This is a genomic window from Mesorhizobium sp. NZP2298, from assembly GCF_013170825.1.
Lineage (GTDB): Bacteria > Pseudomonadota > Alphaproteobacteria > Rhizobiales > Rhizobiaceae > Mesorhizobium.
Window position 1 is genome coordinate 1,224,666 of record NZ_CP033365.1, and the last position, 21,965, is coordinate 1,246,630.

A 21,965-nucleotide genomic window follows, 5' to 3' on the forward strand; every position below is an offset into this window, starting at 1 on the left:
AGGGGGGAGCAGCCGCGAAGCGGCGTCGCGGAGACCCTGTATCCATGCCGTGACACCGGGTGAAGTGCGGGGCGGAACAGAATTCCGCACCGTTGCGGCGGTGTTGATGTCGCGGCATGGATCCCGGGATCTGCGCCGCGTCGCTGCGCTCCTTGCTCCGCCCCAGGATGACGAAGTGACGGGCGCTGCAGCCAATCTCCAACGTGCCTAATTATCCACTCGGCCGAAGGGCGGCACATTGCCGATGGCGGTGTGCCGGTCCTTGCCGCAGGCAAAGGTGCGCGCCTTCTCGTCGGCGAGTTTTCGCGCCTGATCGTTGGCTTGCGGGTTACCGCTGGCCAGGACAAGGCCGACCGTGCAGCTTTCTCGCGCGTCCATCTGGCCGACCTTGGCGACGAGCAGCACCTCGATCGACTTGTTCTCGTCCTCGCCATTGCTGATTGTGCGGCGGTGGATGACCGCGAAGGGCACGGCCTTGTCGCCATTGGTTTCGATGCGCCATTCGATCTTGGCTCCAGATGAATTGAAGCCAGAAAAACTCTCCCAGGCGGACGTCATGTCGCCGCCCGGCGGAAAACCGTAAAACAGCGATTCGCGGGCGTCGTCATAGGCGATCAGCACGGGATAGCCGCGGTAGCCCGAGCAGGCGAGATCGGCCCAGTCGCCATCGCCTTCCTCGGCCTGTGCGTAGGTCACGCAGTCTTTCTTCCAGTCGAGGTCGGTGTAGGCGCTGGAAATGTCGCCGGCATGGGCCGCCTGGCAGAGACCGGCGAGGGCAAGCGGGATCAGAACGGCACGCATGACGGACATCTCCGGTTCGGGCCGGAGCAGCGTACCGCCAATCGCTATTTCTTCAAGCTCGCTTCGATCAGCAGATCGGCGTTGCGGGCAACCGACTGTGCGGGACCGCCGAGCCCGAACAGCTGGCCGCTGATATAGGCGCCCTCGATCAACAGCAGCAGGCCGTCACCCAGCGTGTCGGCATCTTCCGCCCCCATCGCGGCGGCCATGGCACGCAGCCGGCGACGCAGTTCCTGCTTGTTGGCCTCGCTGACGACGCGGGCCGGATGGCTGTGTTCGGGATATTCGACCGCAGCATTGGTCATGCCGCAGCCGCGATAGTCGGCCACTTGCGTGCGCTTGCCGATGCGGGTCAGGAACGCCTTGATCTGCGCGCGCGGATCACCGGGATGGGCGTTCACCGCCTCGTCCCAGCGCTCCCAGTATTCAAGATCGTATTGCCGGAGATAGGAAGCGGCCAATTCGTCCTTGGAAGGAAAGCTGCGGTAGAGGCTGGGCTTGGTGACGCCGGCGCGCTTGACGATCTCGTCGACGCCGATCGCGCGGATGCCGCGCCGGTAGAACAGGTCATAGGCGACGTCGAGGATCTTCTTGGCGGCCTTGGGTGGCGCCGATGCATGACCTTCGCTGATGGTCAGTTCAATATTTTTGTCGGTTGGCATCATGTGACTCGATTGACGTGTTACCGATCGGTACGTATACATGCTCCCGTCCTGCAACGTACCGGTCAGTAACATGGTAGCTCAATCCCGTCCCTTTGGCCAGCGCTACGCTTTCGTCGTGGTCGGCGTCATCTTCCTCTGCCTGCTGGTCGCCGCAGGGCTTCGTTCGGCACCGTCGGTCATGATGCTGCCGCTCGAGAACAGCTTCGGCTGGCGGCGCGACGTCATCTCGCTGGCCGCAGGCGTCGGCATCCTGCTCTATGGTCTGACCGGTCCGTTCGCCGCCGCGCTCATGGAAAGGATCGGGTTGCGCCGCACGCTGCTTGCCTCGCTGGTGATCATGTCGGGCTCGACGGCACTCAGCCTGCTGATGACCAAGCCCTGGCATCTCTTCATCACGTGGGGCGTCTTCTCCGGCATTGGCTCCGGCGCCGTCGCCAGCGTGCTTGGCGCCACCATCGTCAATCGCTGGTTTAAGACCAATCGCGGTCTCGTCATGGGGTTGATGTCGGCCTCCAGCGCGTCGGGCATGCTGGTGTTCCTGCCGCTGATCGCTGCGTTAGCGCAATCGGGTGGCTGGCAGCCGGTTGCCATTGCGGTCGCGATCGCCACGGCGGCCATGATACCGCTGGTCTGGCTGCTGGTGCCGGAGCGGCCAGCCTCGATCGGCATGGTGCGTTATGGCGCCGAGGCCGATGACGTGCCGCCGACATCGCTGGCATCGCAAGGCAATTTCCTGGCGCATACGCTGAACACGCTGCGCCGCGCCGCTGGCACAAGGGTGTTCTGGTATCTGTTCGCCACCTTTTTCGTCTGCGGCTTCACCACCAACGGCCTAGTCGGCACGCATCTGATCGCCTTCTGTGGCGACATGGGCATCGGCGAGGTGCAGGCGGCCGGTCTGTTGTCGATGATGGGCATTTTCGACCTGATCGGTACGACGCTGTCGGGCTGGCTCACCGACCGTTTCGACCCGCGCAAGCTGCTCGGCGTCTACTATGCCATTCGCGGCCTGTCGCTGATCTATCTGCCCTATTCCGGCTTCTCGGCGACCAGCCTGATCATCTTCGCGGTGCTCTACGGCCTCGACTGGATCGCCACCGTGCCGCCGACGCTTAGGCTCGCCAACGAGGCGTTCGGCGACCGCAGCGGGCCGATCGTGTTCGGCTGGATCGTTGCCGGCCACCAGGTGGGTGCGGCCACGGCGGCCGCCTTCGGTGGCACCATGCGCGAGCTTCAGGGCAATTACGAACTGGCCTTCCTGATCGCCGGCATGACGGCAATAGCCGCCGCCTGTATCTCGCTGCTGATCAACACCAGCCGACCGGCGTTCGATCCGGAACCGCAGGCCGCTTGAGGCGGGCTAGATGAAATTACGATCGAAGGCGATCTAACGGGAGTCAGGTCGCCTTTCCGTTTGAGGGAGCGTCAACGATTGCTGCCGTTAAACGGCAAGCGGGCCGAAGAGAATCAGTCCGGGTAGCAGACCATCGGAATATTCGGCCACACGGCACTGTCGCAGTTGGCGCTGGCTTGTCTCTGCTTGAAGGCGGTGCTGACCGGTCCCGTCACCACCGGGTCAACGCCATCAGGCGCATCGGCAAAGATCTGCTCGGCCGTCTGGGTGTCGGACTGTGTAACAGCGCGCGCACCCTTCTGCGTCGCGGCCGACTGCGCGGCATTGGCCGCCAGCAGCATGGCAAAGGCCGCGGATGCGATGAGCGGCCAAAAACGATTGAGTTTATCGGTCATGATGGTCGAACTGTCCGGGCCCTGAAAAGGTTCCCGCCTTGGTTAACAAAATCATCTCACACGCAGATGCTTAAGATTTGATGAGTATTTGGTGTCGCGCGTCCTCTTTCGCAAATGCGAAAAACCCTGTATGAGCCGCGCAACCGAAAGAGGCGGCGCCTTTGGCCTGCTGCCTGCAACGCTCCCGAGACCAGAACATGAAACTCCGTAATATCGCGATTATCGCGCACGTCGACCATGGAAAGACAACCCTTGTCGACCAGCTTTTGAAGCAGTCCGGCTCCTTCCGCGACAATCAGCGCGTCGCCGAGCGCGCCATGGATTCCAACGACCTCGAAAAGGAACGCGGCATCACCATCCTGGCCAAGGCGACCTCGGTCGACTGGAAGGACACTCGCATCAACATCGTCGACACCCCCGGCCACGCCGATTTCGGCGGCGAGGTCGAGCGCATCCTGTCGATGGTGGATTCGGCCATCGTGCTGGTCGATGCCGCCGAGGGTCCGATGCCGCAGACCAAGTTCGTCGTCGGCAAGGCGCTGAAGGTCGGGCTGAAGCCGATCGTCGTCATCAACAAGATCGACCGCCCGGACGCTCGTCATGTCGAGGTGGTCAACGAGGTGTTCGACCTGTTCGCCGCGCTCGACGCCACCGATGAGCAGCTCGATTTCCCGATTCTCTATGGTTCTGGCCGTGACGGCTGGGTTTCGGAAAATCCGGAGGGCCCGAAGGACCAGCAGCTGGCGCCGCTGTTCGACCTCATCGTCAAGCATGTGCCGGCGCCGACCGTTCATCCCGGCCCGTTCCGCATGATCGGCACCATCCTGGAAGCCAACCCTTTCCTCGGCCGCATCATCACCGGCCGTATCGAATCCGGCACGCTGAAGGCCAACCAGGCGGTCAAGGTGCTCCACCATGACGGCACCCAGATCGAAACCGGCCGTATCTCGAAGATCCTGGCTTTCCGCGGCCTCGAGCGCCAGCCGATCGAGGAGGCCCAGGCGGGCGACATCGTCGCCATCGCCGGCCTGTCGAAGGGCACCGTCGCCGACACGTTCTGCGACCTGGCGGTGACCGAGGCGCTGCATGCGCAGCCGATCGATCCGCCGACCGTGACCATGTCGTTCCTGGTCAATGACAGCCCGCTCGCGGGCACCGAAGGCGACAAGGTGACCAGCCGCGTCATCCGCGATCGCCTGCTGCGCGAGGCGGAAGGCAATGTCGCGCTCAAGATCGAGGAATCGCCCGACAAGGATTCGTTCTTCGTCTCCGGCCGTGGCGAATTGCAGCTCGCCGTGCTGATCGAGACCATGCGCCGCGAAGGCTTCGAGATCGCCGTGTCGCGTCCGCGCGTCGTCATGCAGAAGGGCGAGAACGGCGAATTGCTGGAGCCGGTCGAGGAAGTCGTCATCGACGTCGACGAGGAGCATGCCGGCGTCGTCGTGCAGAAGATGTCGGAGCGCAAGGCCGAGATGGTCGAGTTGCGCCCGTCGGGCGGCAACCGCCAGCGCATCGTGTTCCACGCGCCGACGCGCGGCCTGATCGGCTACCAGTCGGAACTGTTGACCGATACGCGCGGCACCGCCGTGATGAACCGGCTGTTCCATGCCTACGAGCCCTACAAGGGCGAACTGCCGGGCCGTACCAACGGCGTGCTGATTTCCAACGAGCAGGGCGAATCGGTCGCCTACGCCATGTGGAACCTGGAAGACCGTGGCCCGATGGTCATCGACCCGGGCGTCAAGGTCTATCAGGGCATGATCATCGGCATCCATTCCCGCGACAACGACCTCGAAGTGAACGTGCTGAAGGGCAAGAAGCTGACCAACATCCGCGCCGCCGGCAAGGATGAGGCGGTCAAGCTCACCCCGCCGATCCGCATGACGCTTGAACGCGCGCTGGCCTGGATCCAGGACGACGAACTGGTCGAGGTGACGCCGAAGACCATCCGCCTGCGCAAGCTCTATCTCGATCCGAACGAACGCAAGCGTTTCGAGAAGTCGGCCAAGGCGGTCGGCGCGGCGTAATTTTTCTTCCGACGATTTCTGAGAGGGGCGGAGCATCACGTGCTCCGCCCCTCTCTCGTTCATCCGCCGGCCGCGCTGATGATCGCTTCGTGATCCGGCTCGCCGGCCAGGTCGACGCGGATCGTCATTCCCTGGCGGGCCGGCTTGCGCAAGGCTTTGGCTCCGTCCGGCTCAACGACCAGCCGGCGCCGCTCCACCAGCGCCTGAAGCCGCGAGCGCGAGATTCCGAGTTCATTGGCAAGCAGACGATCGAGCCGGAGCGATGTCGGCATTTCCAGCCCGAGCCGCAGTTCCAGGGGCGCCGCGCTTTCCCTGGTACCGCAGAGCAACCGCTTGCGCACCGCAACATCGGCAAACTCCTCGACACGCCCCACCTGGTTGCGCAAGGCGACGACATCGAAGGCATGGCGCCGCGCAAGCCCCGGGTCGTTGCTTTCGAGTGCCTGCAGCAGCGCGGGTTCGATGTCGCGGCGATTGCAGCGTTCGAAAATGCCGAAATTCCAGGAATTGTCGCAATCGACGCAGCGGTAGATCAGCCACACGTCGATGCGCTTGCCGTTGGCGTTGACGCGGAATTTGCCGCTGCAGCGATAGGCCCTGATACCGCCACAGCGATTGCAGTTGATCAGGGGTTGAGGTGCGATTTCGGGCGTGATCGCCCAGTGGATGCGTAGAGTCGAAAACATGCCGATAAGCCCTTCCCGTCGGGAAGTTCATCAGGTCGGCAATGTCGAGATGCCCTTGCGGGCGCGGCGTGGCGGTAGGCTGCGGAGATGGTGAAGTCAGGTGTCGTCGGCGGAAAGCGCGCGACAGCGGTTCAGCAGTGCCAAACCGGTCTCGAACCGCCGCCCAGAAGAACACGTGAACATGAAACAGGCACCGCGGATGCGGTGCCGTGCGAGTGTGTCGGGGGAGTTGACGAGACCGGCGGTTACTGAGGCAAAGTGAAGCTCGAAATTGTTTCGCGGCGGGTCTTCTAGCGGCGTGACGCCGCGCCGACAAGCGTCTTTTTTGTCGGCGCTACCGCAGGTCGACCGCTTGCGCTACTGTCAGGCTTCGGAGTCTGTCAGACAGAGATATCGGCCATGCATCTTACCTCGCTGCTGATTTTTGCCGCCGCCTTGTTCGTCGCCGCCGGTTCGCCTGGCCCGTCGATCGCCGCACTCGTCGCGCGCGTCATCTCGAAGGGCTTTCGCGACGTGTTTCCGTTCCTGCTCGCCATGTGGATCGGCGAGGGCATCTGGCTGTCGCTGGCGGTGTTCGGGCTGGCCGTGGTGGCACAGACCTTCCACTTCGCCTTTGTCGTGGTGAAATGGGTCGGTGTCGCCTATCTCGCTTACCTCGCCTGGAAGATGTGGACGGCGCCTGTCGACGCGAAAGAGGGCGAGATGCCGCGCGAGGATTCGCCGGCGAAGCTGTTTTTCGCGGGCATGGCGGTGACGCTCGGCAACCCCAAGATCATGATGTTCTACCTGGCGCTGCTGCCGACCATCATCGACCTGGCGTCGGTCAGCATTGTCGGCTGGGTCGAGCTGACGGCGACCATGGCTGTGGTGCTGATCGCCATCGATCTCGCATGGGTGCTTGCCGCCTCGCAGGCGCGCAAGCTCTTGAAGAGCAAGCGCGCCATGAAGATCGCCAACCGCGTCAGCGCCACCACGATGGCCGGTGCCGCGGCGGCCATTGCGTCACGATCCTGAGGCGAAGCGTCAGCCCATCATATTGATGATGGGTGCGATCTCGACGTTGCAGTTCGGCATGGCCAGCATGGGGCAACCCTTGGCCTTCTCGGCGGCATCGTCGATATCCCTGGCCTCGATGATCGAGTAGCCGCCGGTCGGGTTGCTGCCGCCGTTGTTCTCTATCTTGCCACCGGGCATGACGGTCTTCGACATGCCGACCGGATTGCCCGGGTCGACGACAGCCGAACCAAGCTTTCCAAACCAGCCTGTCCAGGCGTCGGTCATCGCCTTTCGCTCGGCTTCGCTCGTCGGCATCTTGCCGGAACCGTGATAGACATAGAGAAACTTCGCCATGTTCTCCTCCCTTGATGAGCGGCATCGAACCGGCATGCGGTCATGCCGCCTGCCGATCATCGGACCAAACCGGCAAACAAGCAACGAGAATGAGGAATGCCTAATGTAAGGCGAGGTTGGAGCCTCACCGTGCCATGGCGTGGTATTCGTCGTTCGGCCGCATGTCGATCGCAGCAGCCACGCGGTTTGACATGTTGAAGAAGGCTGAAGTCGAGGCGATGTCCCAGATGTCGCGGTCGCTGAAGCCGGCCTGGCGCAATGCCGCCCGATCGGCCTCGACGATTTTTGCCGGCTCCTCGGTCAGTTTGACCGCGAATTCGAGCATGGCGGCTTGCTTCGGCGAGAGATCGGCGGCGCGGAAGTTCATCACCATCATTTCGCCGAGCGCCGGGTTCCCGGACAACTGGCGCACCGCCGCGCCATGCGCGGTCAGACAGTAATAGCAATGGTTGATCGAGGAGACCGCGACCGCGATCATCTCGCGCTCCAGCTTCGACAGGCCCGAATCACCCAACATCAGATCGTTGTACATGTCGGTGAAGGCGCGCAGCTTCTTGTCGTCGAAGGCGTAGGCCTTGAGCACGTTCGGAACCAGGCCGAGCTTCTCCTCGCATTTGGCGAAATAGGCCTTTGTCGGTTCGCTCAGTTCCCTTGAATCGAGATCAAGCGCGGTGATTTTGCCGGTCATGGTCATTTCTCCTCTTCGGGCGCCGCCTTGCCGCCGAATTCGGATAATTCTTGGCAAGCCGTCAAACCTTTGTCGCCAAACAGCGGTCATCTGCTACGATAGTCGTAAAAGCATTCGACGGGAGGGAATAGCGTCATGGCCCGCGTGAAATCCGCAGCGAAGCCGAAGAAAAAACCCACATCAGCGACAAAGACCGAGGAAAGGCCAGCCCGGCTCGCTGATTACCTGCTCGCTCGCGCGCCGGCCGAAGACATCGCCGCCTATGAGGTGGCCGACCTCGAACGCGCCGCCGACCTCGCCGGCCGGGCGGTATCCAGGCACAAGAAGGGCGCGTGCGTCGTTGCCGTCGAGACCGATTCGGGCGTCGTTCGCGAAGGCCGCCCGGTGACGGTCATCACCGTCGTCAACGACAACATGCCGTTCCTGTTCGATTCCATCCTCGGCGAGGTTACCGAGACATCAGGTGAACCGACATTGGTCACCCACCCGGTCATCACCGTGCGGCACGGCAAACGCGGTGTCGAGGAGATCCTGGGCGACGGCAATTTCGCCAAGGACGACGGCAATCACGACCGGCTGAGCGTCATCCACGTCCATATCCCGCGGCTGACGGCGGACGCGGCAAACGCCTTGACCGAGCGGCTGCGCAAGATGCTTGGGCAGGTTCACGCCGCCGTCAACGACTGGAAGCCGATGCTGGCCCGGCTCGACCAGGCGATCTCCGAGTTCCGCTATTCGCCGGTGCCGCTCGACAAGAAGAGCGTGGCCGAGGCGATCGCCTTCCTGGAATGGCTGCGCGACGACAATTTCACCTTCCTCGGCATGCGTGAGTTCAAATACACCGGCGGCGAGGAAAGCGGCAATCTGGAGCGCGCCGACAAGCCCGGCCTCGGCATCCTCAGCGATCCCGACGTACTGGTGCTGAGGCGCGGCACCGAGGCGGTGACGACAACGCCGGAGATCCGCGCCTTCCTGCACGGGCCGGAGCCGCTGATCGTCACCAAGGCCAATGCCAAGTCTTCCGTGCACCGGCGCATCTATCTCGATTACATCGGCGTCAAGACCTATACCCCGAAGGGCGCGCTTGCCGGCGAACTGCGTATCGTCGGGCTGTTCACCTCGACCGCCTACACGCGCTCGGTGATGAAGATCCCGTATCTCAGGTCCAAGGCCGAGACCATCATCGCCAAGTCGGGCTTCGACCGGCACGACCACTCCGGCAAGGCACTGATCAACGTGCTGGAAAGCTATCCGCGCGACGAACTGTTCCAGGTGCCGGTGCCGATCCTGCGCAAGCATGCCGCGGCCATTCTCGGCCTGGTCGAGCGGCCGCGCGTGCGGGCGCTGGTGCGCGCCGACCAGTTCGACCGCTTCGTCTCGATCCTCGTCTTCGTGCCGCGCGACCGCTACGACAGCGTCGTGCGCGAGAAGATCGGCGCCTATCTCAAGACCGTGTTCGAGGGCCGACTGTCGGCCTATTACCCGGCCTTCCCCGAAGGCGGGCTGGCGCGCGTGCACTTCATCATCGGACGCTCCGGCGGCAAGACGCCGAAAGTCGAGCAGGCGACGATCGAGGCGGCGATCCGCGACATCGTGCGCACCTGGGAGGATGCCCTTTCCGACGCGGCGGAAGCCGATGGCGGCGACCAGGCGTTGAAGGCCATCGCCGCGAGACTGCCGGAAAGTTATCGCGACTCCTTCAGCGCGGCGGTGGCGCTGGTCGATGCCGGGCGCATCGCCAGGATCAGCGCCGATAATCCGATCGCCATCGACTACTACCGCCATGCCGAGCAGAAGCCGCATCAGGCGGCGCTGAAGATCTATCACCACGGCAGCCCGGTGGCGCTGTCGCGGCGCGTGCCGGTGCTGGAAAACATCGGCTTCCGCGTCATCAGCGAGCGCACCTTCGAGGTCGGTGGCGTGCAATCCGGGCTGGTCTTCATCCACGACATGGAACTGGAGAACAGCTACGGCAAGCCGATCGACCTTACCGACGGCGGCGCGCTGTTCGAGGACGCGTTCCTGTCGGTGTGGCGCGGCGATGTCGACAATGACGGCTATAACGGCCTGGCCCAGACAGCCGGCCTGTGGTCCGGTGAAATCACCATCCTGCGCGCCTATGGCCGCTATCTGCAGCAGGTCGGCATTCCGCAAAGCCAGGATTTCATCGCGGCGGCTCTCAACCGCTATCCCGAGATCGCGCGCGGCCTGCACGCGCTGTTCATTGCCCGGCTTGGCCCCACGGCCGAGGGCGATGGGGTGGTGGCGGCAAAGCATCTCAAGGCCAAGATCAAGGATGCGCTGGAGGATGTGCCCAACATCGATGACGACACCATCATCCGCCGCTACCTCAACCTGATCGAAGCCTCGCTGCGCACCAATCATTTCGTTGCCGATACGAAGCAGAAAGGCCAGTCCCTGGCGATCAAGCTTGAGTCGCAGGCGGTCGAAGGGCTACCGGCGCCACGGCCGTGGCGCGAGATCTTCGTCTACGGTTCCGAGGTCGAGGGCCTGCATCTGCGCTTCGGCCCGGTGGCGCGTGGTGGCCTGCGCTGGTCGGACCGTGCCCAGGACTACCGCACCGAGGTGCTCGGTCTGGTCAAGGCGCAACAGGTCAAGAATGCCGTGATCGTGCCGGTCGGCGCCAAGGGGGGGTTCTTCCCCAAGCGCCTGCCGGTCGGCGGCAGCCGCGACGCGATCTTCGAGGCGGGCACCTCTGCCTACAAGAATTTCGTCTCCAGCCTGCTGTCGATCACCGACAATATCGGACTGGACGGTGTCATTCCGCCAGCGGGTGTCGTGCGCCGCGACCAGGACGATCCCTATTTCGTCGTCGCCGCCGACAAGGGCACGGCGACCTTCTCCGACACCGCCAACGCCATCTCCGAGAAGCATGGCTTCTGGCTCGACGATGCCTTCGCCAGCGGTGGCTCGGCCGGCTATGACCACAAGAAGATGGGCATCACCGCCAAAGGCGCATGGGAAGCGGTCAAGCGGCATTTCCGCGAGATGAACCGCGACATCCAGACATCGCCTTTCACCGCCGTCGGTGTCGGCGACATGTCGGGCGACGTGTTCGGCAACGGCATGCTTCTGTCGCCGAAAACCAGGCTGATCGCCGCCTTCGATCATCGCGATATCTTCATCGATCCCGATCCGGACATGGCGGCCTCGATGGCTGAGCGCGAGCGCATGTTCGCGCTGCCGCGTTCGAGCTGGCAGGACTATGACAAGAGCAAGCTGTCGGAAGGCGGCATCATCGTCTCGCGCAATCAGAAGTCGATCACCTTGCCGGCCGCGGCCGCGGCGGCAATCGGCCTCGGCAAGACGACCGCCACGCCGGTCGAGATCATGACCGCCATCCTCAAGGCGCCGGTCGATCTTCTGTGGTTCGGCGGTATCGGCACATACTTGAGGGCATCCGCCGAAACCAACGCCGAGGTCGGCGACCGCGCCAACGACGCCATCCGCATCACGGCGCTCGACGTGCGTGCCAAGGTGATCGGCGAGGGCGCCAATCTCGGCGTCACGCAGCGGGCGCGCATCGAGTTCGGCATGAATGGCGGCCGCTGCAATTCCGACGCCATCGACAATTCGGGCGGCGTCAATTGCTCCGACGTCGAGGTCAACATCAAGATCGCGCTGGCGTCGGCCATGCGCAAGGGATCGCTGACGCGCCCCGCACGCAACAAGCTGCTGGCCGAGATGACCGACGAGGTGGGCGGGCTGGTGCTGTCAAACAACTATCAGCAGACGCTGGCGCTTTCGATCGCCCGCAAGCGCGGCCTCGCCGACATCGCGCACCAGGCCCGGTTCATGTCGGCGCTCGAAGCGCGCGGCCTGCTCGACCGTGCCGTGGAAACATTGCCGTCACCGGCGGCCCTTGCCGAGCGTGAGGCACGTGGCGAGCCGCTGACCAGGGCCGAGCTCGGCGTGCTGCTCGCCTATGCCAAGATCGTGCTGTTTTCCGACATCGTCGCCAGTGACGTGCCTGATGACGCGCATTTCGACCGCGATCTGATGGGCTATTTCCCGGACCGGATGGCGAAGAAATACGCCGCCGAAATCCATGGCCACCGACTGCGCCGCGAAATCATCGCCCGCGTCGTCGCCAACGACCTCGTCAATCGCGGCGGCCCTTCCTTCGTCAACCGGCTCCAGGAGGCCACGGGGCGTACCGCCGCCGACGTGGTGCGCACCTTCGCCGTGGTGCGTGACGGCTTCGCGCTGCCGGCGCTCTATCGCGAGATCGACGCGCTCGACAACCAGATCGACGGTCAGGTGCAGCTCGATCTCTATCAGATGGTTAGCCGGCTGATCTACGTGACCAGCGGCTGGTATCTCAAGAACGATACCGGCATGGCGCCGCTCGGCCAGCGCATCGCGGAACTGCAGGAGGCGCGCAAGGCGCTGGAGCCGAAGCTCGTTTCGCTGCTGCCGGCCTTCTCGCGCGAGCGGATCGAGGAGAAGCGGCACGGGCTGTTCAAGGCCGGCGCACCGGAAAGACTGGCCGAGCAGCTGGCGCTGAGCGAGGTGGCGGAACTCATCCCCGACATCGCGCTGACCGCGCGGATGGCAAATGCCGACATCGTCGCCGCTGCCAAGGCGTTCTTCGCGGTCAGCGATGCCTTCCGCATCCCGCGCGTCGAGGACGCGGCGCGCTCGATCACGCCGTCGGACTACTATGATCAGCTCGCTCTTTCGCGCGCCACCGACACGATTGGTGCGTCGCGTCGCGGCATTGCGGTCGCGGCACTCACCGGCCATGCCAAGGCCGCCGATCCGGTCGCGGCCTGGCTGGAAGCCGGTGGCGAGCGCGTGTCGCGCATCCGCGAGCGACTGCAGGCGCTGACCGAAGGCGGCGACATCACCGTGTCGCGGCTGTCGGTCGCGTCAGGGCTGATGAGCGACCTGACGGGGATGTGAGGAACTCTCGCAGAGGTTGGCGCCGCTCCTCATCCGGCTGCCGCCACCTTCTCCCCGTATAGTGACGGGGAGAAAGGAACTGGCCGCAAGGCCGGCGCCCATTCTGCGACGTCGACAAGTGACGAGAATCTTCCCGGGAGCGTCTTTCTCCCCGTCACAATACGGGGGGAAATGTCCGGCAGGACAATGAGGGGCGGCGCGACGCTTGTCATTTGCATGAGCATCGGAAACATGCAGACATGGCGCCCGACGCGGGCGGGGCCAAAGGAATCATCATGGCGGTAGAAACAGTGCAGCGTGCGTCGGGGCGCGGCATCTGGGGATGGATGTTATTCGACTGGGCGGCGCAGCCGTTCTTCACGGTCGTCACCACCTTTATCTTCGGCCCCTATTTCGTTTCGCGCATGGCGGGCGATCCAACCACCGGCCAGGCTGTCTGGGGCTACGGCATCGCCGCCGCCGGGCTGGTCATCGCCGTGCTGTCGCCGATCCTCGGCTCGATCGCCGACCAGACCGGGCCGCGCAAGCCGTGGATCGGGTTTTTCGCGGCGATCAAGATCATCAGTCTCATCTTGCTCTGGTTCGCCGCCCCGGGCTCGAACCTGTTCCTGATCGTGGCGCTGTTCTCGCTGGCATCGGTGGCGGCGGAATTCTCCACCGTGTTCAACGATTCGATGATGCCGCGGCTGGTGCCGAAGAGCGAGATCGGCCGCATCTCCAACACGGCCTGGGGCCTCGGCTATCTCGGCGGCATGATCGCGCTGATCTTCGTCGTCACCTGTCTGGCGGGCTCGCCGGAGACCGGCAAGACGATCATCGGCATCAACCCGCTGTTCGGGCTCGACCCGAAGCTTGGCGAGGATGCGCGCGCCACCGGGCCGCTTTCTGCCGGCTGGTACTTCCTGTTCATCCTGCCAATGTTCTTCTTCACGCCGGATGCCATCAAGGGCATTCCGATCGGGCCGGCGGTGCGTGAAGGCCTGTCGGAGCTGAAATCGACGCTGGCCGAGGTACGCAGGCGCGGCGGCATCTTCCGCTTCCTCGTCGCCCGCATGATCTACCAGGACGGCGTCAACGCGCTGCTGGCACTTGGCGGTACCTTCGCGGCGGGCATGTTCCACTGGTCGATCACCGAGATCGGCATGTTCGGCATCATCCTCAATGTCGTCGCCATCTTCGGCTGCTGGATCGCGGCCCGGCTCGACACCGCGCTCGGCTCCAAGGCGGTGGTGATGATTTCGCTGGTCATGCTGTCCGTCGCCACCATCGGCGTCGTCTCGACCGGTCCCGGCTTCACCTTGCTCGGCCTGATCCAACTCCCGACCACCGACTCAGGTGGCCTGTTCGGCACGGCCGCCGAAAAGGCCTACATCATGTATGGCCTGCTGATCGGGCTGGCCTTCGGTCCGGTGCAGGCGTCGTCGCGTTCCTACATGGCGCGCAGCGTCACGGCGGCGGAATCCGGGCGCTATTTCGGCATCTACGCGCTGGCCGGCCGGGCGACCAGTTTCCTGGCGCCGTTCATGGTTGCCACCATCACCGCGCTGAGCGATTCGGCACGGCTTGGCATGGCCGTGATCATCCTGTTCCTCGGCATCGGCATGGCGATACTGGTTCGCACGCCATATCCGGCGGACCGGCCGGCGGAGTGAGCTTACCCTCCTTGTCGAAGGGTCGATCCGCGAAGCGGGGGCGGCGCTGCCCCCACCCAGTCTCACGAACTTTGCTTCGCAAAGATCATTCGCCGACCCTCCCCACAAGGGGGGTAAACGCGCTCAGTGCCTGAAATGCCTGACCCCGGTGAACACCATGGCGATGCCATGTTCATCGGCCGCGGCGATGACGTCGTCATCGCGCATCGAGCCGCCTGGCTGGATCACCGCCGTAGCTCCGGCTTCGATCGCCGAGAGCAGGCCGTCGGCGAAGGGGAAGAACGCGTCGGAGGCGACTACCGAGCCCTTGGTCAGCGGTTCGGCCGAGCCTGCGGCCTCGGCCGCGTCGAGCGCCTTGCGGGCGGCGATGCGGGAGGAATCGACCCGGCTCATCTGGCCCGCGCCGATGCCGACGGTGGCTCCGTCCTTGGCATAGACGATGGCGTTCGACTTGACGTGCTTGGCGACGCGGAAGGCGAATTTGAGATCGGCCATTTCGGCCGGCGTCGGCGCCCGCTTCGTCACCACCTTCAGCTCGAGGTCGTCGACCACGGCATTGTCCCGACCCTGAACGAGCAGGCCGCCGGAGACGGACTTGACCGTTGTGCCGGGCGAGCGCGGGTCGGGCAGGCCGCCGGTGACCAGCAGGCGCAGGTTTTTCTTCGCCGCGACGATTGCCGCCGCTTCTTCGGTGGCGTCGGGCGCGATGATCACTTCGGTGAAGGTTTTCACGATTTCCTCCGCCGCCTCGGCGTCGAGGGTGCGGTTCACGGCGACGATGCCGCCGAAGGCAGAGACCGGATCGCAGGCAAGCGCCTTGGCGTAGGCCGCCTTCAGCGAGGCGCCCTCGGCGACGCCGCAAGGGTTGGCGTGCTTGATGATGGCGACAGCGGCGGAGCGGGCGGGATCGAACTCGCCGGCGAGTTCGAAGGCGGCGTCGGTGTCGTTGATGTTGTTGTAGGACAGCTGCTTGCCCTGCAGCTGTCGTGCCGTGGCGACGCCCGGACGCTTGTCGCCATTGACATAGAAACCGGCGCCCTGGTGCGGGTTTTCGCCGTAGCGCATCACCTCCGCCAGCCTGCCCCCGAAGGCGCGCCAAGTGGGATGCTCGATCTCCAGCGCCTCGGCGAACCAGCCGGAAATCGCCGCGTCATAGCTGGCGGTGCGGGCAAAGGCCTTGGCCGCCAGCTTCTTGCGAAAATCCAGCGACAGCGAGCCGATGTTCATCTCCAGCGCGTTCAGCACCGAAGCGTAATCGCCGGGATCGGTGACGATGGCGACATAGGCATGGTTCTTGGCCGAGGCGCGGATCATTGCCGGGCCGCCAATGTCGATGTTCTCGACGATCGCGGCATAGTCGGCGCCGGAGCGGCGGACTTCCTCGAAGGGATAGAGATTGGAGACGACGAGGTCGATCGGTTCGATGCCGTATTTGCGCATCGCCATGGCATGCTCGGGGTCGTCGCGCACGCCAAGCAGCGCGCCATGCACCGACGGGTGCAAGGTCTTGACGCGGCCGTCCATGATCTCGGGAAACCCCGTGAGCTCGGAGACGTCGCGCACTGCCATGCCGGCTTCGGCGATCGCCTTGGCCGTGCCGCCGGTCGAGACCAGCTCGACACCGGCCGCGGCCAATGCCCTGGCGAAGTCGATGAGGCCGGTCTTGTCGAAAACCGAAAGCAGGGCGCGGCGCACGGGGACGAGATCCGGGGCGGGAATGTTCTTGGCGGCGACGGCCATGGGCTGGCGGCCTTTCACGGCTGGAGGGGCAAGCCCGCGCCGTAGCACATGACATCAGGAAATCAAGCGGCAAGGCAGCGCTGCACACTTTTCGGCATCATGCTCCAGCGGTGGCCGGCACCATCAATTGTTTTCCGGATAGCCGGCGATGCTGGTGCGCGTCAGCTGCCAGTGGACTTCGGCCACCTCGGAGGCCTTGAAGGCAAGCACGATCTGGCGGCTGCGGCGCGGACCGCCAAGACCGGCGAAATAGATCGATTCCTCGACCTCCGGCACCACTTCGCTTGACGTGAACACCCAGCTGTCGGCCTGGTCGGCGGTCAGCACGAGGCGGTCGTGCTCGTCCTGCAGCAGGTTGATGTCGGGATGGACATGGAAGCGCACGGTGATGAAATCGCGGCCATTGTTGCGGATCGAGGCATTGCCGGGCCTCTGGAACCGGTCCCTGCCGGCCAGCACATTGCCGTTCGTCGACAGCTTCAGCTCGCGCTCATGCAGGAAGCCGAACCGCTGGACATAGCCGTCATGGCGGGCGATGAAGCCCTGGACGCCCTTCTGGTCGATGCGCTTGCACGGCACATGCTGCGGGCCGCCGATCAGCGGCGAACCGAGCAGGTCGTTGACGCGCAACGAATGGCTGAAGCGAGCCGACGAGGTGTCATTGATGGTGGCGGTCGAGTGCGCGGCCGTGGCGCGCGCCAGCGGCCGGAATTCAGCGGCGCCATAGGTGTCGATGCCGGCATTGACGATATAGTGCTGGCGGCCGGACGACAGTTCGAAGGCGAGGCAGCCTGCGTGCGCGGCGTTGGAGACGTCGACCGGCGGCGGCAGGCCAGTGTCGGCAATGACCGTGACGCCGCCCATCGACAGCCGCTCATAGCCCGAATGCGGCGCGTGCAGCAGTGGTGCGCCGGCGGTGTCGTCATGGCGCAGGATGGTGGCGATGCGGTCATGGATGGTGGCGCCCATGCCGTTGAAGCGGGCGAGGCTGCCATCCTGGTGGCGGAAGAAGCGCAGCGCCGGCAGCATGCGGTCGATGGCGCCGATCAGTGCCTGCGGCGGGGTTTCGGCCTGGTTGGCGTAGGTCTGGCGCAACGGCAAAAGGTCGGCGAGAATTTCCAGCACCGCCATCGGATTGCGCGAGATATGGCCGCCATCGGCGAGGATCTGGCGATTAAGCTCCTCGGCGAGGTTGCGGGTTGCGCCGCGCAGCGCCGAAGCCGGCGCCGGCAGCGAAAGAGCGGCGAAGGCGAGCGCGATGCGGGCACGCAGCCGATCCTTGCCATCGGGCATTTCGCGCGCCATCGACCTGAGATAGCGGATCTGGACGGCCAGCGATTTCAGGAAAGCGCGGTAGAAGGGAAATTCGGCTCCCTGCAACACGACGGAGGAATGCTGCAGCCAGGCGATGATGCGCTTGGCCGTGGTGCCGGGCTCCCAGGCGACACCGGCAATGTTGTTGCCGTGCATGGCGATCCAGTCGGACACCAGGGCACGCGCATTGGCGGCGGCAAGCTCGGTACCGGCGGCGCGCATGTGGCGCAGCCAGCGAAACCCATGCAGCGTCTTTTGCCAGCCGCGGTTGGGCACGTTGATCTGGAACGGCGATTTGCCGCCGGTCTCGACCAGATGCCCCGACAAGGGATAACGGCCGTAATAGATCTCAAGCGCGATCTGCGGGTCGGCGAGGCGCAGATCCGGTGGCGCGATCAGGACGCGTTCGGGCGTGCGGCCGGAATAGCGCCAGCGATAAATCGGCCCGGCACGCAGGCGCCGGCGCGTTTTGCGCCAGAACTCCTTCGCGACCAGCGTCCACAGACGCGTCGTGTTGCCGGCAGCAAGTGCCAAAAGCCCTCCTGGTCGTCCTCTACCCCGGCACCAAGTTTACATGATTGAACGACTCGTGCGAAGGCGAATTCCTGGGATCGGGTCCGTTTCACCGGGTTTTGTCCCATCCCCTCCCTAAAAAAGTCAGCAAATCCGGATGCTTACATATTCAGCCGGCGCGCCGCATGCGGGCGGCGAAGAAGCCGTCCAGGCCGGAGCGCTCCGGGGCGCCGAGATCGAGATCGGCTGGCGTGGTGCGCAGCGTGCCTTGTTTCGTCAGGAACGAATCGATGCTGGCGATCTCGCCCCGATGCAGCGGATCGTCGACGACATCAGGCGATTGCCTGAGGAAAGCGCGATAAAGATCCTCGCCTTCAAGCGGGTCGAGCGAACAGTTGGAAAAGACGATCCTGCCACCGGGCTTGACCAGGGTGACGGCGCGGGTGAGTAGCCTGCGTTGCAGGTCGGCGAGCTTTTCGACGTCGGCCATGGTCTTGGTCCACGGCACGTCGGGATGGCGGCGCACCGTGCCGGTCGACGAGCAGGGCGCGTCGAGGAGCACGGCGTCGAACAGCTCCGCCGGCTCGTATTCGAGCAGGTCGGCCTGGACGATGTCGGCCGAGAGGCCGAGGCGGTCGAGATTCTGCGCCAGCCGCGCCAACCGGTTCTTCGAGGTGTCGACGGCGGTGACCCTGGCGCCGGCCAGGATCAGCTGGGCGGTTTTGCCGCCGGGCGCCGCGCAGAGATCGGCCACACGCAATCCCCTGGCATCGCCGAACAGTTTTGCCGGCAGACTGGCCGCCGCATCCTGTACCCACCAAGCGCCTTCGGCGAAGCCCGGCAGGTCGGTGACCGCGCCGACAAGATTTTCCACGCGCACCGTGCCGGTCGGCAGCACGGTCCCACCAAGCCTTTCGGCCCACAGTTCGGGATCGGCCTTGACCGAGAAATCGACGGGCGCCTCATGGCGATGCGCCGCCAGGATCTGTCGGGTCTTGTCCACGCCATAGGCGGCCTTCAGCCGGTCGGAAAACCATTTCGGCGCTTCGTCGGTGGCGGCAAGGGCGGCCGGCAGTTCGGTTTCCTTGGCTCGAGCCAGCGTGCGCAGCACGCCATTGACCAGGCCGGAAAAACGCTGTGTGCGCGGATCGGACTTGGCGTGGGTAACCGCGAGGTCGACGGCGGCGCTGTCGGGAATGTCGAGGAACAGGATCTGCGCCGCCGCCACATGCAGTATGTGCGACAAAGCGGTGGCATTGGGCGGCAGCGGCTTTTCCAGGCGCTTTGCCAGCAGCCCGGTAATGGTCATGCGATAGCGCAGCGCGGTGACCAGGATGGCGCGCACCAAGCCACGGTCACGCAGGTCGAGCGCCCTGTATTGCGGGTGGCCGTTTTCGTGGTCGGTCAAGCCGTCGAGCGGCGTCCTTGCGTCGATGACGGCGGCAAGCAGCCGCGCCGCCGCCTTGCGGGCAGCGAGACCGGCGACGAATTCGCCGCCGTCCTTGTGGTCCTGATCGCCTGAGCCTGTGCGCCGAGGTGTTCTGCCTACCACGCTCACGACCACCGGCCTTTGGGCCCGGTCGGGTTGCGACCCCACGGATTGGGTTTCGGCTTGGCCGGTTCGGTCGGCGGTTCGGCAGCGGCCGGCTTGCCCCAGGGGCCGGCCGACTGCTGTTCGTCGGCCTGCAATGGAACCGGCGCCTGGCGTTGGGTGGTGCGTGCCGCACCGTCACTCATCCCGCGCGCCATCTCCCGCAACGCGGCGATGCGGTTCTCGGTGCTCGGGTGGGTGGAGAACAGACTGTCCATGCGCTCGCCATGCAGGGGATTGATGATGAAGAGATGCGCCATCGCCGGATTGCGCTCCGCATCGGGGTTTGGAATGCGTTCGGCGCCGCGGGCGATCTTGTCAAGCGCGGATGCCAGCCAGAGCGGGTGTCCACAGATTTCGGCGCCGCGCCGGTCGGCCTCGTATTCGCGCGTGCGGCTGACCGCCATCTGCACGATCATGGCGGCGAAGGGCGCCACGATCATAGCCGCCAGCACACCGACAAAGCCGAACGGGTTGTTGTTGTCGCGATTGCCGCCGAGGAAAAACGCGAAATTGCCCAGCATCGAGATGGCGCCGGCAAAGGTGGCGACGATGGTCATGGTCAGCGTGTCGCGGTGCTGGACATGGGCGAGCTCGTGCGCCATGACCGCCGCGACCTCCTCATGGCTCAACCGCTGCAACAGGCCGGTGGAAGCGGCGACCGCCGCGTTCTGCGGGTTGCGGCCGGTGGCGAAGGCATTCGGCTGCGGATTGTCGATCAGATAGGTTTTCGGCATCGGCAGCCCGGCCTGCTTGGCCAGTGCCTGGACGATGGCGTAGTATTCCGGTGCGTTCTTCTCGTCGACCTCGACGGCATGGTTCATCGACAGCACCATCTTGTCGGCGTTCCAGTAGCTGAACAGATTGGTGCCGGCGGCGATCAGCAGCGCGATCATCATGCCGCCCGAACCGCCGATCAGGAAGCCGACGCCCATGAACAGCGCGGTCATCGCGGCAAGAAGCATGGCGGTGCGGATGGTGTTCATCGTCTGCTCCCGTCGTGGTGGTGGCAAAAAGAGGTCGATCGTCTTGGTTTCATGGCTATATGATGGGAAAGACCTGCCGCTGTTTCAATCCGCGGGGAATATCGCATGACCGATGAAACCAGTAAAACGCCCGCCGAAACCGATGGCGACGCCTTGCCGAAGGAACTGACGCCGGCCGCAAGGCGGGCGCTGGCCGAGGCCGAGGCCCGGCGCACCGAATATCGCGAGAAGGAAGCCGCCCTGCCGAAGGAGATCGGCGGTCGTGGCGGCAAGGAACCCGGCCGCTATGGCGACTGGGAGGTCAAGGGCCTGACCAGCGACTTCTAGGGTGCGTTGATATTCAGGTGAGGCCGACCTGCAAACGGCGGCTTCCTGCGCTTCCGGTGCTCACGTACCCAAAAGTACGCTCCGCTCCGGTTCTCGGAAGCCACCATTTTCGGCTCGGCCTGACCTGAATCCCAACACACCCTGGCAGTGCTGCTTAGGCAGCGTTGCGCTGCCGCTCAAGCACCAGCCAACCGCGCTCGTCGATAGTGATGCCGACATCGTCGTAGCCAGAGATGGCTGCATGGTGCGTCGGCAACGGATGCGCGTGTGTGGCGCTGATCACCATGACCGCGGCTTCCGCGGCCTCGGCTGCCGAGATGCCGGCCGGAGCATCCTCGAACACAAGGCAGTCGCGCGCATCGACGCCGAGCCGTTCCGCTCCAAGCCGGAAGCAGTCGGGCGCTGGCTTGCCGCGGGAAACATCTTCCGCGGCGACGAGGACGGCGGGAACCGGAATGCCGGCGGCCTTCATGCGCGCAAGCGCCAAGGAGCGTGGCGCCGAGGTCACGATAGCCCAGCTTTCGCTTGGCAACGCGTTGAGAAACGCCGCGGCGCCGGGGATCTGGACAATGCCGTCCAGATCGTCGGCCTCGGCCTTCAGCAGCAGGTCGGCCTCATGCGCCGGATCGACGCCTGGAAGGGCAAGGTTCGTGATGGTCTCGATCGCCCGCACGCCATGGATCGTCGGCAGGAAGGCGGCGACGTCAAGACCATGGCGGCCTGCCCAATCGCTCCACACCCGCTCCGCCGAGGCGATGGAATTGATGAGGGTGCCGTCCATGTCGAAGAGGAAGGCGGCGAATTTTCTGCCAGAAAACATGATTTTCCTTGAAGTCCGGGGGAGCGTGTCGAGGGAAGCCCAACCGTAACGTCAAGGCACCGACATGGAAAGGCACGAGGCGTATTTTGGGGCGGTGCAGGGAACCACCGCCACATTGCGACGTTTCAAC

17 protein-coding genes are annotated in these 21,965 nt (G+C 64.6%); 6 read left to right on the forward strand and 11 right to left on the reverse strand.

The window, feature by feature from the left end; genetic code table 11:
• Positions 1–207: 207 nt before the first annotated feature.
• Positions 208–801, reverse strand: coding sequence for a hypothetical protein (locus EB231_RS05945; protein ID WP_172348009.1), 594 nt, complete (start codon positions 799–801; stop codon positions 208–210).
• A 44-nt stretch (positions 802–845) separates the two neighbouring features.
• Positions 846–1,463 (reverse strand): TetR/AcrR family transcriptional regulator, encoded by a 618-nt coding sequence (locus tag EB231_RS05950; protein WP_172348010.1) that lies wholly within the window; start codon positions 1,461–1,463, stop codon positions 846–848.
• Between the two features lie 73 nt (positions 1,464–1,536).
• Here EB231_RS05950 and EB231_RS05955 point away from each other — a divergent pair, with 73 nt between their 5' ends.
• Positions 1,537–2,820: an MFS transporter gene (locus EB231_RS05955; protein WP_172348011.1), complete on the forward strand. Its 1,284-nt coding sequence runs from the start codon at positions 1,537–1,539 to the stop codon at positions 2,818–2,820.
• 113 nt (positions 2,821–2,933) lie between these two features.
• Here the strand turns inward: EB231_RS05955 and EB231_RS05960 are convergent, their stop codons facing one another.
• Positions 2,934–3,215 carry a hypothetical protein gene (locus EB231_RS05960; RefSeq protein WP_172348012.1) on the reverse strand — a complete coding sequence of 94 codons (282 nt, stop codon included), beginning with the start codon at positions 3,213–3,215 and terminating at the stop codon, positions 2,934–2,936.
• Positions 3,216–3,412: 197 nt separating this feature from the next.
• Here EB231_RS05960 and typA point away from each other — a divergent pair, with 197 nt between their 5' ends.
• Positions 3,413–5,242 carry a translational GTPase TypA gene (typA, locus tag EB231_RS05965; RefSeq protein ID WP_056575012.1) on the forward strand — a complete coding sequence of 610 codons (1,830 nt, stop codon included), beginning with the start codon at positions 3,413–3,415 and terminating at the stop codon, positions 5,240–5,242.
• Between the two features lie 59 nt (positions 5,243–5,301).
• Here the strand turns inward: typA and EB231_RS05970 are convergent, their stop codons facing one another.
• Positions 5,302–5,928 (reverse strand): DUF1062 domain-containing protein, encoded by a 627-nt coding sequence (locus EB231_RS05970; RefSeq protein ID WP_172348013.1) that lies wholly within the window; start codon positions 5,926–5,928, stop codon positions 5,302–5,304.
• A 399-nt stretch (positions 5,929–6,327) separates the two neighbouring features.
• On the opposite strand from EB231_RS05970, the gene EB231_RS05975 reads away from it, so the two are divergent.
• The gene (locus EB231_RS05975) at positions 6,328–6,942 is read left to right on the forward strand and encodes a LysE family translocator (protein ID WP_172348014.1); all 615 of its coding nucleotides are present in this window, start codon (positions 6,328–6,330) and stop codon (positions 6,940–6,942) included.
• 9 nt (positions 6,943–6,951) lie between these two features.
• Here the strand turns inward: EB231_RS05975 and EB231_RS05980 are convergent, their stop codons facing one another.
• Both EB231_RS05980 and EB231_RS05985 read right to left on the reverse strand, forming a co-directional pair.
• Positions 6,952–7,278, reverse strand: coding sequence for a YciI family protein (locus EB231_RS05980; protein WP_056575027.1), 327 nt, complete (start codon positions 7,276–7,278; stop codon positions 6,952–6,954).
• Positions 7,279–7,402: 124 nt separating this feature from the next.
• Positions 7,403–7,966: a peroxidase-related enzyme gene (locus EB231_RS05985; RefSeq protein WP_172348015.1), complete on the reverse strand. Its 564-nt coding sequence runs from the start codon at positions 7,964–7,966 to the stop codon at positions 7,403–7,405.
• A gap of 135 nt (positions 7,967–8,101) precedes the next feature.
• On the opposite strand from EB231_RS05985, the gene EB231_RS05990 reads away from it, so the two are divergent.
• Both EB231_RS05990 and EB231_RS05995 read left to right on the forward strand, forming a co-directional pair.
• Entirely contained in the window at positions 8,102–12,892 is a 4,791-nt protein-coding gene (locus EB231_RS05990; RefSeq protein ID WP_172348016.1) for an NAD-glutamate dehydrogenase, read from the forward strand.
• 275 nt (positions 12,893–13,167) lie between these two features.
• Positions 13,168–14,544 (forward strand): MFS transporter, encoded by a 1,377-nt coding sequence (locus EB231_RS05995; protein ID WP_172348017.1) that lies wholly within the window; start codon positions 13,168–13,170, stop codon positions 14,542–14,544.
• A gap of 123 nt (positions 14,545–14,667) precedes the next feature.
• Here the strand turns inward: EB231_RS05995 and purH are convergent, their stop codons facing one another.
• The 4 genes from purH to htpX form a co-directional block, all read right to left on the reverse strand.
• Positions 14,668–16,284: a bifunctional phosphoribosylaminoimidazolecarboxamide formyltransferase/IMP cyclohydrolase gene (gene purH, locus EB231_RS06000; RefSeq protein WP_172348018.1), complete on the reverse strand. Its 1,617-nt coding sequence runs from the start codon at positions 16,282–16,284 to the stop codon at positions 14,668–14,670.
• A 123-nt stretch (positions 16,285–16,407) separates the two neighbouring features.
• Positions 16,408–18,132 carry a heparinase II/III family protein gene (locus EB231_RS06005; RefSeq protein ID WP_172348019.1) on the reverse strand — a complete coding sequence of 575 codons (1,725 nt, stop codon included), beginning with the start codon at positions 18,130–18,132 and terminating at the stop codon, positions 16,408–16,410.
• Between the two features lie 148 nt (positions 18,133–18,280).
• Positions 18,281–19,669, reverse strand: coding sequence for an RsmB/NOP family class I SAM-dependent RNA methyltransferase (locus tag EB231_RS06010; RefSeq protein WP_172348020.1), 1,389 nt, complete (start codon positions 19,667–19,669; stop codon positions 18,281–18,283).
• Entirely contained in the window at positions 19,666–20,688 is a 1,023-nt protein-coding gene (gene htpX / locus EB231_RS06015) for a zinc metalloprotease HtpX (RefSeq protein WP_172348021.1), read from the reverse strand. Before htpX ends, EB231_RS06010 begins: the two co-directional genes overlap by 4 nt.
• A gap of 105 nt (positions 20,689–20,793) precedes the next feature.
• Between htpX and EB231_RS06020 the strand changes: the two genes are divergently transcribed.
• Positions 20,794–21,015: a DUF1674 domain-containing protein gene (locus tag EB231_RS06020; protein WP_056575042.1), complete on the forward strand. Its 222-nt coding sequence runs from the start codon at positions 20,794–20,796 to the stop codon at positions 21,013–21,015.
• Positions 21,016–21,169: 154 nt separating this feature from the next.
• On the opposite strand, the gene EB231_RS06025 is transcribed toward EB231_RS06020, so the two are convergent.
• On the reverse strand, positions 21,170–21,835 hold the full coding sequence (locus EB231_RS06025; RefSeq protein WP_172348022.1) for an HAD-IA family hydrolase: 666 nt from the start codon (positions 21,833–21,835) through the stop codon (positions 21,170–21,172).
• Between the last annotated feature and the right edge of the window lie 130 nt (positions 21,836–21,965).

What these genes read in the sequence shown, in the direction of transcription:
- htpX (WP_172348021.1), bottom strand. Translation starts at nt 20,688, where the DNA reads ATGAACACCATCCGCACCGCCATGCTTCTTGCCGCGATGACCGCGCTG.
- EB231_RS05985 (WP_172348015.1), bottom strand. Translation starts at nt 7,966, where the DNA reads ATGACCGGCAAAATCACCGCGCTTGATCTCGATTCAAGGGAACTGAGC.
- EB231_RS05975 (WP_172348014.1), top strand. Translation starts at nt 6,328, where the DNA reads ATGCATCTTACCTCGCTGCTGATTTTTGCCGCCGCCTTGTTCGTCGCC.
- EB231_RS05955 (WP_172348011.1), top strand. Translation starts at nt 1,537, where the DNA reads ATGGTAGCTCAATCCCGTCCCTTTGGCCAGCGCTACGCTTTCGTCGTG.
- EB231_RS06020 (WP_056575042.1), top strand. Translation starts at nt 20,794, where the DNA reads ATGACCGATGAAACCAGTAAAACGCCCGCCGAAACCGATGGCGACGCC.
- EB231_RS05980 (WP_056575027.1), bottom strand. Translation starts at nt 7,278, where the DNA reads ATGGCGAAGTTTCTCTATGTCTATCACGGTTCCGGCAAGATGCCGACG.
- EB231_RS05945 (WP_172348009.1), bottom strand. Translation starts at nt 801, where the DNA reads ATGCGTGCCGTTCTGATCCCGCTTGCCCTCGCCGGTCTCTGCCAGGCG.
- EB231_RS05970 (WP_172348013.1), bottom strand. Translation starts at nt 5,928, where the DNA reads ATGTTTTCGACTCTACGCATCCACTGGGCGATCACGCCCGAAATCGCA.
- EB231_RS05990 (WP_172348016.1), top strand. Translation starts at nt 8,102, where the DNA reads ATGGCCCGCGTGAAATCCGCAGCGAAGCCGAAGAAAAAACCCACATCA.
- purH (WP_172348018.1), bottom strand. Translation starts at nt 16,284, where the DNA reads ATGGCCGTCGCCGCCAAGAACATTCCCGCCCCGGATCTCGTCCCCGTG.
- EB231_RS05995 (WP_172348017.1), top strand. Translation starts at nt 13,168, where the DNA reads ATGGCGGTAGAAACAGTGCAGCGTGCGTCGGGGCGCGGCATCTGGGGA.
- EB231_RS05950 (WP_172348010.1), bottom strand. Translation starts at nt 1,463, where the DNA reads ATGCCAACCGACAAAAATATTGAACTGACCATCAGCGAAGGTCATGCA.
- EB231_RS06025 (WP_172348022.1), bottom strand. Translation starts at nt 21,835, where the DNA reads ATGTTTTCTGGCAGAAAATTCGCCGCCTTCCTCTTCGACATGGACGGC.
- EB231_RS05960 (WP_172348012.1), bottom strand. Translation starts at nt 3,215, where the DNA reads ATGACCGATAAACTCAATCGTTTTTGGCCGCTCATCGCATCCGCGGCC.
- typA (WP_056575012.1), top strand. Translation starts at nt 3,413, where the DNA reads ATGAAACTCCGTAATATCGCGATTATCGCGCACGTCGACCATGGAAAG.